Annotated in this window: 13 protein-coding genes; 6 read left to right on the top strand and 7 right to left on the bottom strand. The window is 32.7% G+C overall.

The annotated features are described in order from the left end of the window. Nucleotides 1–2 precede the first annotated feature (2 nt). The 7 genes from HMPREF2586_RS02435 to HMPREF2586_RS02405 form a co-directional block, all read right to left on the bottom strand. The gene (locus HMPREF2586_RS02435) at nucleotides 3–962 is read right to left on the bottom strand and encodes an ABC transporter substrate-binding protein (protein ID WP_046207560.1); all 960 of its coding nucleotides are present in this window, start codon (nucleotides 960–962) and stop codon (nucleotides 3–5) included. Nucleotides 963–975: 13 nt separating this feature from the next. Continuing rightward, entirely contained in the window at nucleotides 976–1,716 is a 741-nt protein-coding gene (locus HMPREF2586_RS02430; protein WP_019468799.1) for an ABC transporter ATP-binding protein, read from the bottom strand. Nucleotides 1,717–1,967: 251 nt separating this feature from the next. After that, nucleotides 1,968–2,480: a DUF4242 domain-containing protein gene (locus HMPREF2586_RS02425; RefSeq protein WP_019468800.1), complete on the bottom strand. Its 513-nt coding sequence runs from the start codon at nucleotides 2,478–2,480 to the stop codon at nucleotides 1,968–1,970. Nucleotides 2,481–2,843: 363 nt separating this feature from the next. Continuing rightward, nucleotides 2,844–3,545, bottom strand: a complete 702-nt coding sequence (gene lrgB / locus HMPREF2586_RS02420; protein ID WP_019468801.1) for an antiholin-like protein LrgB — start codon at nucleotides 3,543–3,545, stop codon at nucleotides 2,844–2,846. Next, nucleotides 3,542–3,985, bottom strand: coding sequence for an antiholin-like murein hydrolase modulator LrgA (gene lrgA, locus HMPREF2586_RS02415; RefSeq protein ID WP_046207562.1), 444 nt, complete (start codon nucleotides 3,983–3,985; stop codon nucleotides 3,542–3,544). Before lrgA ends, lrgB begins: the two co-directional genes overlap by 4 nt. A 120-nt stretch (nucleotides 3,986–4,105) precedes the next feature. Beyond that, nucleotides 4,106–4,870, bottom strand: coding sequence for a response regulator transcription factor LytR (locus HMPREF2586_RS02410; RefSeq protein WP_070657955.1), 765 nt, complete (start codon nucleotides 4,868–4,870; stop codon nucleotides 4,106–4,108). Then, complete coding sequence (locus tag HMPREF2586_RS02405) at nucleotides 4,867–6,624, bottom strand: sensor histidine kinase (RefSeq protein WP_046207564.1); 1,758 nt, start codon at nucleotides 6,622–6,624, stop codon at nucleotides 4,867–4,869. The genes HMPREF2586_RS02410 and HMPREF2586_RS02405 overlap by 4 nt, the downstream gene beginning before the upstream one ends. 346 nt (nucleotides 6,625–6,970) lie before the next feature. Here HMPREF2586_RS02405 and HMPREF2586_RS02400 point away from each other — a divergent pair, with 346 nt between their 5' ends. The 6 genes from HMPREF2586_RS02400 to pcp all read left to right on the top strand — a co-directional run bounded on the left by HMPREF2586_RS02400 (nucleotide 6,971) and on the right by pcp (nucleotide 13,339). Further along, on the top strand, nucleotides 6,971–8,362 hold the full coding sequence (locus HMPREF2586_RS02400) for an MFS transporter (RefSeq protein WP_046207565.1): 1,392 nt from the start codon (nucleotides 6,971–6,973) through the stop codon (nucleotides 8,360–8,362). 229 nt (nucleotides 8,363–8,591) lie between these two features. Continuing rightward, nucleotides 8,592–10,187 (top strand): M20/M25/M40 family metallo-hydrolase, encoded by a 1,596-nt coding sequence (locus tag HMPREF2586_RS02395; RefSeq protein ID WP_176745320.1) that lies wholly within the window; start codon nucleotides 8,592–8,594, stop codon nucleotides 10,185–10,187. Between the two features lie 98 nt (nucleotides 10,188–10,285). After that, nucleotides 10,286–10,726 (top strand): DUF805 domain-containing protein, encoded by a 441-nt coding sequence (locus tag HMPREF2586_RS02390; RefSeq protein WP_064209313.1) that lies wholly within the window; start codon nucleotides 10,286–10,288, stop codon nucleotides 10,724–10,726. Nucleotides 10,727–11,029: 303 nt separating this feature from the next. Then, nucleotides 11,030–11,734 (top strand): DUF969 domain-containing protein, encoded by a 705-nt coding sequence (locus tag HMPREF2586_RS02385; RefSeq protein WP_019468807.1) that lies wholly within the window; start codon nucleotides 11,030–11,032, stop codon nucleotides 11,732–11,734. Further along, a complete protein-coding gene (locus HMPREF2586_RS02380; RefSeq protein WP_070657952.1) occupies nucleotides 11,727–12,653 on the top strand; it encodes a DUF979 domain-containing protein in 927 nt (308 codons plus the stop codon). The genes HMPREF2586_RS02385 and HMPREF2586_RS02380 overlap by 8 nt, the downstream gene beginning before the upstream one ends. 44 nt (nucleotides 12,654–12,697) lie before the next feature. Beyond that, on the top strand, nucleotides 12,698–13,339 hold the full coding sequence (pcp, locus tag HMPREF2586_RS02375; protein ID WP_070657951.1) for a pyroglutamyl-peptidase I: 642 nt from the start codon (nucleotides 12,698–12,700) through the stop codon (nucleotides 13,337–13,339). Nucleotides 13,340–13,387 lie beyond the last annotated feature (48 nt).

The raw sequence follows: 13,387 nt of genomic DNA, 5'->3' as shown, positions 1-13,387 counted from the left end.
GCTTATGCCTCCTTATACAGTGTTGGATCAACGAATGATTTATAAGATGGTGTTTCGAAAAGTTGATGTTGGTTAATCAACTGTGTAATTTTTTGATAACCATCTTCATTAATTGATAAATTGCCATATGATGTCCATTCTGCGGATTGTTCCAATACTTTTCGATCTTGTTTAAAGTGCTTAGACATAATATCAACACTTTGTGATTTATCATTCATTCGATATCCAGCTTTTTTATAATCAGATATAAAACTTTGAGCAACATGTTTTTGATCTTTTATTAAGTCAGTTCTAAGTACTAAAGCACAACAGTATGCATCGGGAATCACTTCATTACCATGTTTTAAAGTTTTTCCTTTGCCTAACTTTTCTCCTAATGCGCCAAATGGTTCGGCCACAGAATATCCAGAAATTCTATGTTCATTTAGGGCAGCTGGCATTTCTGCTGGAGCCATTTCATGATAACTGAATGTTTGAGCATTCAAATTTAATTGTTTTCTCATTTCTTCCAATAATAAGTAGTGCGTTGAATAACGATGAGGGATGGCAAATCGATATTGATGCTCATTATTAAAATTGTTTACCGTTTCACCTTTTTGTCCCATAATGACGTTACCTTCGTGGTGTCCTAGCGCAACTGCTTTAATATCAGCACCCTTTTGTTTAGATTTCATAGCTAATTCTATTAAGGTTGATGCGCCATCAATTCTCCCACTATTTAATGCATCCATAAGATCTGGCCAATTATTAAACTTAATTAATTTTAATTTATAACCATTATGTTTAGCTTGTGCTTTTACTTTTTGAGTCATCATTAAGTTAGCAGAATGTGTAATTGGCAAATAACCAATTTTTAAAGTCTTTTGCGGTTGATTATGTTGATTATTCTTCTGTATAGATTGATTATTACATGCACTTAGTATAAGGATCATAATTATTGGAAAGATGATTATTTTTTTCAATAGTTACAACTCCTTATATGTAATATTCAGGTTCTGCTTGATGGTGGTTTAATGCGAATTTTTCCATAATATTATTTCTTAAAGTTAATAAATAACTATCATTTCTATTTCTCGGATGTGATTGTTCAATTGAATATTGGCTTATAATATTACAGCCATCGCCGAGTAAGATAATGTGATCAGAAAGGTAAATGGCTTCATCAATGTCATGCGTAACTAATATAATCGTAGCTGTAGATTGTTTTTGGAGTTGTACAAGTTGATCTTGTAATTTATAACGTGTAAAAGCATCCAGTGCGCCTAATGGTTCATCCATCAATATGACTTTGGGTTGATGGACTTGTGCACGGCAAAGTGCTACGCGTTGTTTCATTCCTCCAGATAATTGCTCTGGAAACGTCTTTCCTTTATGATCTAAATCAACATATTTTAAATAATTATTGATTTCACCATCACTCATTTCGCGATTTAATCCTAAACGAATGTTGTCATTAATGTTTTTCCACGGCAGTAAATTATGATGCTGAAAAATCATTAAACAATCAGGTGATGGATTTTGTTTTAATTGATCTTCAATTTTAACAGTACCTGACGAAGGTGTTAAAAATCCGCCTATAATGTTTAACATGGTAGACTTTCCACAACCACTTTTACCTAGAAAAGTAACTATTTTACCTTTTTCAATATTTAAATTAAAATCATCGATAACACGATGGTCTCCAAATTGATGTTGGATGTGATTAATGCGAATCATGGCAACACCTCTATTATTCCTATCTAATTAATATGTTTTTTGATGAAAAAAAAGCGGCAGAAATCTAAAATGTATCATTTGATTTCATATTGCCGCTCCTTGAATAGTGTTTAGGTTATTTATAAGTTTACCCCAATTTTTAGCTTAAATAAGATTGTTAGCTAGCAATGGTGTGACGAGTATGATACATACTTATAAATAACTTTTGCTAACTAAACCTGTGGAATTATAAATATAAAGAGAAAGTTTAGTTATAATTTTTCAATATCATCAATAGGTGTATCTACAGCTTTTCTTGCACGACGAACGGCGTCTTCATCAGGTGCATCATATAAGCAGATACATTTTGACATATCTTCACATACATAAGTACGTTGGAATTGAACTTCAGGGACTTCTTCATAGTGGACAGAATTTTTCTTTTTACGCGCTAAATATTGATCCATTGTGATACCTTCTGGGATGTTCCACGTAACAAGATAATCAACGTGTGCATCACCTTTTTTAACTTCTTCTAAGTCTTTACCTACTAAACGTACTTCTTTAACTAAATTAATGTTGATAGATGCATCTTCAAGAAATTGTTTAGCTTCTGTATCACTGTTCGCTTCTACAATAAAATAGCCATGTGTTAAATCTTCTGTTGCTTGTACTTCAATTAATGTTGGTACTTCACCAGTAGTGAGTTTTGCTGCTTTATCTTCTAAGTCTTTTTTAGACTTTGCGAAATCAAGATTATTTGCTTCGAGTAAATATAATGTCATTTAATAGAACCTCCAATGTTTATAATAAATGCATAGTACTACAATTCTTATCAAAATACAAGGATATAAAAGGATGTTATTTTAATTTTCTGATAATTGTTAAAAATTATATTCTATGTAAAGTAAAATCTTTCGGGAAACATGTAACGTTAATTTTTAAAAAATTTCAAAACGTATATAAAATGATATAAACATTTATATTTAATTAAACTGTATTAAATATAAGAAAAAACGGGGGGAGAAAATTTTAGGTTTCATAAAATTAAAGAAAACGTCAACTTCTATATTTATCATAGAAATTGACGCTTAAGCTTGAGCAAGCATTGTTTATGTTCTAACTTTTTATCGTTGTGATTTTAGATATTATAGTAAGACTGTTGCTAAAATTGGTGCAACAACGACTACGATTACACCTACGATTACTAGTGAAATAGAGGCCATTGAAGCTTCTGTCTCACCAAATTCTTGTGCAGATGACACTCCTAATGAATGGCCACTTGTACCAAGTGCGAGCCCACGAGCAATAGGGTTTGTAATGTTAAATAATTTAATGAGTTTGGAACCTAAAGCATAAATAATGACACCATTTAAGATTACTGCCAATGATGTTAGTTCTTTAATACCACCAATATCGGCTGATACTGGTAAAGCAATGGCAGTGGTAGCACCTTGTGGTAACATAGATGCAATGATTTCATTTGAAAATTGGAAAGCACTTGCAATGAAATAGATAAATACCAAAGCAGCTGTCGTTCCGAAAGCAATACCACCAAGGATCTGTTTCCAATATTTCTTAAGCACGTCACGTCTTTTATATAACGGAATCGCAAAACAGATAGTTGCAGGTTCTAAAAAGAAATTGATGATGTCGCCACCGATTTTATAATTTGCATAATCTATACCTGTTAACTTTAGAAATGCTATACCGAAGACCATGCTGACAAATAATGGTGTAAATAAAAAGAAGCCATTCGTCTTCTTGAATAATATCGTTGCTACGATAAAAGGTATAATAGATAATAAAATTCCAAAATATGGTGTGTTAATGCCTAAATGTTCAATCATAATTTTTCCTCCGCTAACTGTTTAGGTTTTCTTTTCTTAGGTATAAATGATTTTGTAATTAACATTTGTGAGAAAAATCCTGTGCATAGTAATAATAAGATTGTAGAAATGATAATTAGCAATATAATCAAGATCGGACTTTGGCTTAATACGCCTAAAGAATTAATAACTGAAATACCTGCAGGTACAAATAAGAAACCGATATTATTTGTTAGCGTCGTACCCACTTTTTCAACTTCCCCAAGTTTAACAATCCCTGTACATAAAGCGATAAATAATAAGACTAGACCTATCACTGATGCTGGCATTGGAATAGGCATGAAACTTTCGATAATATTTGATAAAAGCATGATGATTGCCAACACTAGTACTTGATGAAAAAAGTTATACGTTTTTGAATGACTAGGCTGCTTCTCAGCTTGTTTTTTGTTTGTTTCCATAATGTATTTCCTCCCGAATTAATCTTGAGTTAATTATAATATGAAAACGGTTGCTACTAGTCGTTTTAAAGGTGAATTACGAAACGTATATACTGAGTTGCATTAATTACGATGTGACATTCAAAGTAAGCCCATATTCTGCTTGAACGTTTTCATATATGAGCGACTGACTTGGAATTTTAATGCATTTGTCATCGTAAGTTGATAGGTATAGTTAAACCAATGTTCTATTGTTTGTATGTGTACTTTATTAACAAGCGTGGCACGGTGAATTCTCATAAACAAAGGATCCGCAATTTTTTTTTCGTAATGGTTAAGTGGTTCAGTTGTATGATAATTTTCTTGTAAGGTGTTGATCGTAGTAATACCGTTATTAACAGAAATAGCAATAATATCTTCTAAATTAATGATATGAATACGCTCATCTACTTCAATAGGTAAAACCATTTGTGAAGTTGGCGTATTTTCTTTGTGTGCATCATTTTGATGCTGGCTGACATCATTTGCTTGTTTATAAGTATCGTGATCGAGCGCTGTTTCAACTTTATGGATGGCCTGTGCAATACGTTTTTGTTCGAATGGTTTTAAAATATAATCCGTCGCATCTAGCTCAAAAGCTTTAACGGCGAAAGTATCATGTGCCGTAGCAAAAATAATATGTGGTGGGTTTTGCATTTTGTTAATTTTATTTGCTAAATCGAGTCCATTCTCTTCCATTAAATTAATATCTAAAAAAATTACATCATAACGATCATAAAGTAAGAGTTCTAATGTTTCTGAAACATTTTCTGCTTCATTAATTACATCAAACGTACGAATTTCATTTAATAAGTAATGAAGTTCGTTACGCGCTAAAGGTTCATCATCTACAATAATTGCTTTCAATGTTTTTCGTCCTCTCTTATGAAAAATGGAATAGTATAACTTACGTTGGTACCTTCTTTGCTGGAATGAATATGCATTTTAGCTGTAATACCAAATAAGCCTTCCAATCTGTGATTTAAATTCTCTAAGGCGCTACCTGTGCCTAAATCAGAATAAACACGTGTTTTACCTATATTATTAATTTTATCATCAGGGATTCCTGAACCATTATCTTCAACTGATATATATAATCCATCTGCTGTTTTATAAGCGGTTACGATAATACGATTGTTATATTTACGGTTTTTAAAGGCATGTTTGATGGCATTTTCTATAAGTATTTGTATTGCAAATGGTGGTACAAGTGCACCATAACATGAATCTTCAATATTGAATGAAACATCAAAACGATCTGGATAACGTGCTTGTTCCAGTGATAAATAAGCCTCAACTTGTTGCAATTCCTTTTCAAGTGAAATCGTATTGTTACGTGCACCTTGTAAATTTGAGCGGAAAAATTGGCTGAGCTGTAACAGTAACTTTCTTGCTTTTTCACTATCAATTCTGACTAAGGCAGAAATTGTGTTAATGGCATTGAAAAAGAAGTGCGGATTTACTTGTGCTTGTAGTGATTTGATTTCGGCATCTCTAACTAAAGCGCTTTGTGTTTCAGCTTGTCCTAATTCAAGTTGACTAGAAAATATCTCTGCAAGACCAGATGCTAACTGTTTGTCGGAATGAGAAACATCGTGCCTATTAGTAAAATATAGTTTTAAAGTACCAATAACATCATTCTTGACTCTTAATGGAACGACAATGGCTGCTTCAAGCGGGCATTCAGGATGATTGCAACCAATATCTTCCCTTGAATATGCTTCTTTTAAAGTACCTGCTTGTATTGCCTGTTTTGAAAGATTGGTAATGATTTGTTTTTGGGCAACATGATGATCACTTGCTGCACCTACATGCGTTAATATATCTTTACGATTAGTGATAGCGACTGCCGAAACACGCATAAGATCTAAAATAATGGTAGCTGCTTGTTTGGCAGAATGCTCATTTAATCCTGAGCGGAAAAATGGTAATGTTTCATTTGCTAGTTGTAAAACATCGTGTGTTTGAATAGCACGTGTTTCTTCTTCTTGTTTGATTGTCGATAATATAATTGATAAAAAAATTGCTGTACCGATTGAGTTGATTGAAATCATAGGTAAAGCAATTAATTTAACTAGTGACCAAGCATGCTCCGTATTATCAGAAAAGATTAAGATACAAATCATTTGAATAACTTCTGTAGTACCTCCAATGATAGTACCTTTAACTATAGTAGGATACTGACGTGCACGCATTGCTCTATAACCAAAATAACCGGATACTAGCGCAATAAATATAGATGAAATCAGATAAATATAAGCATCAGCACCACCAATATAAACACGATAAATGCCTGAAATTATTGCGACGAAAATAGCGACGAATGGTCCTCCAATTAACCCTGAAACGCCTATGGTAAGTACGCGCGTATTTGCGAGAGAAGCCTCAGGATCTAAGTGATTATAGACACTGCCATTAACGACTTCATTGCCATTGATTTGTATACCTGTGAAGTTTGAAATCATAGAGAAACACCCGAAAATGATGATGAGCTGCCATTGTGAACTTCGTTTATCTCTTTGATTCATCATTGTTTTAAAGTGATTAATATTCATTAATATATAAGCGATAATAATAATAAGACCTACACGTTCTAGTAATAAAATAAATAAATTTAACATCTCATACACCTTTATAGATAATTTGTCTATCTAGTATAATACATAATTTTGATTATGTATTAATTATTCTTATAGAAAAAATAAAATTTCTAAACGCTATCAATATATTTTGTGGAATAATTAAAAAGTTACTTAATACACTTTGCGTGCTCTTTTTTTAGCAATAAATTGAAGTAAATGTTATTTTTATCTTATTGACTTTTTTAAAAAATGTTTTGAATTTTAAAAAGTCATGTTTACCATGTAATCATTATTATAAGGCAAGAGAAAATGTTTTAGAGCTGGACAAGTTAAATCATTAATAATGATTATGGTTGTTTTACGGGGATTTAGGAGGCAAAATAATATGGAATCAGAACAACCATTTGAAGGAGATAACAGACTTCTTTCAGGTATTTTTTTAAGCGTAATAACATTTTGGTTGTTTGCTCAATCGCTCGTTAATATCGTTCCTGCATTAGAAACATCTTTCACAACTAGTTATGGAACGATTAACGTAGCCGTAAGTTTAACCGCATTATTATGTGGTTTGTTTGTTGTAGGTACAGGAGGACTTGCAGATCGATATGGTAGGGTCAAAATGACTTATATCGGTTTGACTTTAAGCGTTCTTGGATCATTACTTATTATCATTCCAGGATTTGTCCCTTTGTTAGTACTTGGGAGAGCAATACAGGGGCTATCTGCAGCATGTATCATGCCTTCGACATTAGCAATTATAAATGAATACTATATTGGAAGAAGGCGACAACGTGCGTTAAGTTACTGGTCTATCGGTTCATGGGGTGGTACTGGAATTTGTTCGTTTTTTGGTGGCATCATGGCTACCTTTGTAGGATGGCGATCTATATTTATTATTTCGATAATAGTAGCTTTAGTGTCTATGTATTTAATCAAACACACGCCAGAAACGAAAGCCGTTCAAACTGAGGCATCAAAGCGTGCCAAATTTGATTTTGTAGGGCTAATTATATTAATAGTTGCAATGCTGAGTGTCAATTTAATCATTACACAATCTTCAAATTATGGTTTCTTTTCACCGCTTATTTTGATGTTAATTGTGATATTCATCATTTCAATTATTGTATTTATATTATTTGAAAACAAAGTTAAAAACCCATTGATAGATTTTAAACTTTTTAAACATAAAGCATACAGTGGTGCTACAGTGTCAAACTTTTTACTAAATGCTGTAGCAGGGACGCTTATTGTTGCGAATACTTATTTTCAATCGGGATTACATTTCACCTCATTCCAATCTGGTATGATGACTATTACTTACTTAGTAGCTGTTTTAATCATGATTAGAGTCGGAGAAAAAATCCTACAGGAAATCGGTCCTAAAAAACCAATGCTTATAGGTGCAGGGCTTAATGCGATAGGGATTCTATTAATCTCGTTAACCTTTTTACCTACACCTGTTTATGTCATCAGTTGTGTGTTAGGTTACTTAATTTATGGTGTGGGCTTAGGTATGTATGCCACACCTTCAACAGATACAGCTGTTACTACTGCGCCAGAAGATAAGGTAGGTGTCGCGTCTGGTGTATATAAAATGGCATCTTCACTTGGTAACTCATTTGGTGTAGCTATTTCAGGGACAATATTTACGATTATGTCAGCTCGTGACAATATTCATGTTGGTGCCATGTATGGACTGTGGTTTAATGCTGCATTAGCAATCATTGCATTTGTATTTGTATGGTTATTAGTTCCGAAAAAGCAATTTAATAATTAGTTATGGTAATAAGATTTTTGAAGTAAATAACAAAATGAAATGCATCCTCTATGCTAGATTAAGCATCAAGCATAGAAGGGTGCATTTTTTAGAGTAGTATATATGAAAAAATTAGGATATAGACAAACCTCATATGCGTAAATTAGTTTGAAATGTACAGTAAAATTATTGGTTATCATTGGGAAATCATATTATAATTTAGTAAACGCTTACAAGGAGGTCTGGATTGATGCAAACTTTATGGCAAAATGAACAAGATCGTTTAACTTTACTAAAACAACTTGTAAATCACCAATCAATTACGAATACACAAGGAGAGAAAACATTCCCTAATCTGGTAAACCAATTGTTATTTCAACTTAAATATTTTAAGACCAATCCCAATCAAATTCAAAAAATACTAACGGATGATGATAAAGAAGCATTAATTGCTTTTTATCAGGGTTCCCAATCCGGTAAAACTATTGTACTTGTTAGTCATTATGATACGGTCGATGTGTCGGAATTTGGTTTAGCTCATGATTTAGCTTGTAATCCTGATAAATTAAAGCAGTATTTTTTAGAAAACCAAAATTATTTAGATAAAGGGGCTGTAGAAGACTTACTTAGTGAAGATTACTTATTTGGTCGTGGGATTATGGATATGAAAGCAGGTCTCATGTTGCATATGTCTTTAATTGAATTAGCATCCATTGAACAATGGGATATTAATTTGATTTTAGTTACGGTTCCAGACGAGGAAGTAAATTCTTCTGGTATGAGAAAAGCGGTAGAAAAATTAGCAGAATTAAAAGCTAACTACGATTTAGATATACAATTACATTTGAATAGTGAACCTACTTTTCAGCAAGCTACTTCAGATGAAAAACATTATATATATTCAGGATCAATTGGTAAAATCATGCCAGCAGTACTGTGCTATGGAAAGGAAACACATGTCGGTCAGCCTCTTGAAGGTTTGAGTGCTAACTTTATGATGAGTTATATTACACAAGCGGTAGAATATAACACACAGCTAAAAGAACATTTTGAAAATGAATCCACACCTGTACCTGTAACATTAATGATGAAAGATATTAAAGATACATATGATGTGCAAACGCCATACAAAACCATAGGATTATTTAACTTCTTTCTATTTAACAAAACACCTAAAGATGTTTTTAGAGAATTCATAAATACGGTCATCACTGCTGTTGAGCGTTGTGAATCGGATTGGCTATCTGTATTAGAAACAGAAGATTACCAATTCGATAAAAAAATTAATGTTCTGACATATGAGCAACTTAGGCAATATGCTGTTAAACAGTACGGTGAAGAAGCAATCACTAATCTTATAGATCAAACACTTCAAGAAACGTCAGAGTTACATTTACAGAATATTCATGTTGCAGATAAGCTGATGCAAATATGTAAGAATATAGCGCCAGCTGTAGTGACATTTTTTGCTTCACCTTATTATCCAGCTGTTAATGCTTCATCCGACAAGCACGTATCCTCAACTATAGAATTAGTGAAACATACACTAAATGAACAATTTCAGCGTAGTAGTGAACAAGTATATTATTTTAATGGCATCAGTGATACGAGTTATTTAAAGTTTGATGGAGATATGGAACAGATGGTTATATATGAGCAAAATACGCCAAATTTCAATCGTACATACACTATTCCTTTTGAATCAATAAAAGCCATCAGTGCAACTACATTGTTGATAGGACCCATCGGCAAAGATGCTCATAAATTAAGTGAGCGTCTGCATAAGCAGAGCGCATTAATAGAATTACCTGTCGTGTTAGAAAAAGTAGTTAAGTCATATATTTAAACTAGATATGTAGCTAGTACTTGTTAGAAGGTGTGCGATTACGCTATTATGAATAATAAATGTTTAAATAACTTTAATTGAAAAATGGAGTGTCAAATATGATAGAGGCGTATAAAGATTTTTGGAAAAAATATATAGATTTTCAAAGTAAATCCAATAGATTAGAGTTCTGGACACCAGTGCTGATTCATATTGTTAGTATATTTATTGTAGCTATTATTGGTGTTATTGCTTTTATTTCAGGTGCTTTTATTGTTGCTACAATCCTGTCAATATTGGTTGGGATTTTTGTTTTGGCAATGATTATACCAATGTTTGCTATTACATTGCGACGATTTTATGATGCAGGAAGAAGAAGAACTTCTGCCATCATTCTTATAGCTGTGTCTATTATTATGAACATTTCATTTGATTTGATTCAAATCAATAGCATAGCCATCTTACTTAATGTGATTGCATGGATATGTACGATTTTATTAATCATTGAAACATTGCTACCTTCTCGTAATGAATCGGATGCCACTTTAAAATGGCTATAGCATTTTAAATGCGAATGAAGATATGAGATAGCAAGTGTTTAGATGTATGAATTATGGCGAACTTTAATGTCGTAGTAGAGGAATAAGTATAATACACGCGTTTTAACAAAGATGTTCAAGTAATTTTCCAAAAATGAAAAATTAAAATTTATCGCTTATAAGCCGTTGTCATTAAAAGTCTGAAACATGTAAAAGATGTTTTGGACTTTTTTGTTTATGTTGTTAAGGTATAAAAATTATCTGAAAATTCATTGTATTAAAAAAAGTAAACCTTTAATATAAAAGAAGAAAGGTGGAGATAACATGGAATGGTTAAAATTGATTGGAATTTTAATTATAGTACTTGGTTTTTTATTCAAGATTGATACGATTGCTGTGATTTTAATCGCCGCTGTAGCGACGGGACTTGTATCAGGTTTAAATTTGTACGTTATTCTTGAAACATTAGGAAAAGCTTTTGTTGATAATCGTTTAGTTACACTTTTTATTTTAACATTACCTATGGTGGGGTTAATTGAGCGTTTTGGTTTAAAAAAGCAGGCCTCGAATATGATCGGTAAGGTGAATAAAGTTACGAGTGGGCGATTGATGACTATCTATTTATTCATTAGAGAATTAGCGGGTGTTGCATCAATACGTATCGGAGGACATCCACAGTTTGTACGTCCATTGATTAATCCAATGGTACAGGGTGCGTTAAGAACACGCTATCATTTGCAAGAACATGAAGTAGACGAAAAGGATATCGAAAAGATTAAAGCGCAGACTTCTGCGATGGAAAATTATGGTAATTTCTTCGGCCAAAATTTGTTTGTAGGGGCAGCAGGTGTATTGTTAATGGTTGGTACGTTTCAGTCTTTAGATATTAAAGTGAATGCCATTGATCTTGTATTAGCATCATTACCAATCGCTGTTATTGTCTTTTTTATTGTGTGGATAAATAATATTAGATTTGATAAATATTTAGATCGGAAATACGGTAAAAAGCAGGTGGAAAGACATGAGTGAGCATACATTAAATCAAATTTTAGAACTATTTTACATATTAATTGGTTTACAATTACTTTATACGGCATATCGCGTGTTAAAAGCATCAACAAATAGCAAAAAATATGGTACAGCTTTATTTTGGATTTTATTAGCTATTTTATTTATTGCCGGTCCTTATATACCTAACGTAATCAATGGCATATTTATCATAGTTATGGGAATATTAACGCTATGTAAACAAGTGGTTATTAAAAATATTATAGATGTCAACGAAGCACAGGGAAACGTGGGTTCACAAAAATATGGAAATAAATTATTTATCCCCGCTATTGTTTTAGCTATAGCTGCGATTATCGTTTCTAATTGGACACCATTAGGAGGAGCAATAGGTTTAGGTGTTTCTTCGATATTAGGGTTACTTGCTGCATATATTGTTATTAAGCCAAATGGTAAATATATACTTTACGACAGTGACCGTCTAACCCAACAAATTGGAACAGTTGGTATACTACCACAGTTCTTGGCTGCATTAGGCGTACTTTTTACAGTGAGTGGTGTGGGGGATGTTATTTCTAAAGGCATATCCTCTTTTTTACCAGAGGGCAATCATCTTATAGGTGCGGCAGCATATGTTATTGGCATGGTGCTTTTTACAATGTTAATGGGTAATGCATTTGCTGCATTTACCGTTATCACAGCAAGTATCGGTATTCCATTTGTTATCGCACAAGGTGGAGATCCTGTTATAGCCGGTGCACTGGCTATGACTGGTGGATTTTGTGGTACATTATTGACACCTATGGCAGCTAACTTTAATACTTTACCAGTTGCTTTATTAGAAATGAAACGAGAATTCGGCGTGATTAAAGCACAAGCGCCTATTGCACTTATATTAATTTTGGTGCATATAGGATTAATGTATGTTTGGGCGTTTTAAAATGTAAAAAGTATAAATTAAAAAATGAAAAGGGGATGTTAATGATGAAAATATTAGTAACAGGGTTTGATCCTTTTGGTGGAGAAGAGATTAATCCAGCATTGGAAGCTGTTAAATTATTGCCAAATGAAATTGAATCACATCAGATTGATAAGATAGAAATACCTACAGTTTTTAATAAAAGCAAAGAAACTATAGTTAATAAATTAAAACAAGAACAATATGATGTTGTATTGGCAATTGGACAAGCAGGTGGAAGATTTGAATTGACGCCAGAACGTGTAGGTATAAACATTGATGATGCGCGTATACCTGATAATGAAGGTAACCAGCCGATAGATGAAGTTATTCAATCATCAGGCGATGCCGCATATTTTTCCAATTTACCAGTTAAACGTATGACAGAGGCGATTAAGTCTGCAGGGGTACCAGCGAGATTGTCTAATACAGCAGGTACTTTTGTATGTAATCATATTTTGTATCAACTTGGATTTTTACAAGCAACACAATTTCCAAATATTAAATTTGGATTTATACATGTGCCTTTTATTCCTCAACAAGTCACAGACAAACCTGAAAAACCATCCATGTCTATTCAAACGATTGCAGAAGGTTTGGAAGCTGCTCTCAAAGCGATTATAGAATCAGATGAGGACATTAAAATTGCTTTAGGTGAAACGCATTAAATTATTTTTAGAACATATATTAAAATAAAAAAGCAGTGACACATACTA

This window comes from Staphylococcus sp. HMSC034G07 (genome assembly GCF_001835975.1).
Classification (GTDB): Bacteria; Bacillota; Bacilli; order Staphylococcales; family Staphylococcaceae; genus Staphylococcus; species Staphylococcus ureilyticus.
This window is presented reverse-complemented; position numbering and strand designations above follow the sequence as displayed.

Bases quoted from the DNA above. Each gene is read 5' to 3' on its own strand.
- HMPREF2586_RS02405 (WP_046207564.1), bottom strand. From the start codon at position 6,624: ATGTTAAATTTATTTATTTTATTACTAGAACGTGTAGGTCTTATTATT.
- pcp (WP_070657951.1), top strand. From the start codon at position 12,698: ATGAAAATATTAGTAACAGGGTTTGATCCTTTTGGTGGAGAAGAGATT.
- HMPREF2586_RS02380 (WP_070657952.1), top strand. From the start codon at position 11,727: ATGAGTGAGCATACATTAAATCAAATTTTAGAACTATTTTACATATTA.
- lrgB (WP_019468801.1), bottom strand. From the start codon at position 3,545: ATGATTGAACATTTAGGCATTAACACACCATATTTTGGAATTTTATTA.
- HMPREF2586_RS02425 (WP_019468800.1), bottom strand. From the start codon at position 2,480: ATGACATTATATTTACTCGAAGCAAATAATCTTGATTTCGCAAAGTCT.
- HMPREF2586_RS02400 (WP_046207565.1), top strand. From the start codon at position 6,971: ATGGAATCAGAACAACCATTTGAAGGAGATAACAGACTTCTTTCAGGT.
- HMPREF2586_RS02390 (WP_064209313.1), top strand. From the start codon at position 10,286: ATGATAGAGGCGTATAAAGATTTTTGGAAAAAATATATAGATTTTCAA.
- lrgA (WP_046207562.1), bottom strand. From the start codon at position 3,985: ATGGAAACAAACAAAAAACAAGCTGAGAAGCAGCCTAGTCATTCAAAA.
- HMPREF2586_RS02395 (WP_176745320.1), top strand. From the start codon at position 8,592: ATGCAAACTTTATGGCAAAATGAACAAGATCGTTTAACTTTACTAAAA.
- HMPREF2586_RS02385 (WP_019468807.1), top strand. From the start codon at position 11,030: ATGGAATGGTTAAAATTGATTGGAATTTTAATTATAGTACTTGGTTTT.
- HMPREF2586_RS02430 (WP_019468799.1), bottom strand. From the start codon at position 1,716: ATGATTCGCATTAATCACATCCAACATCAATTTGGAGACCATCGTGTT.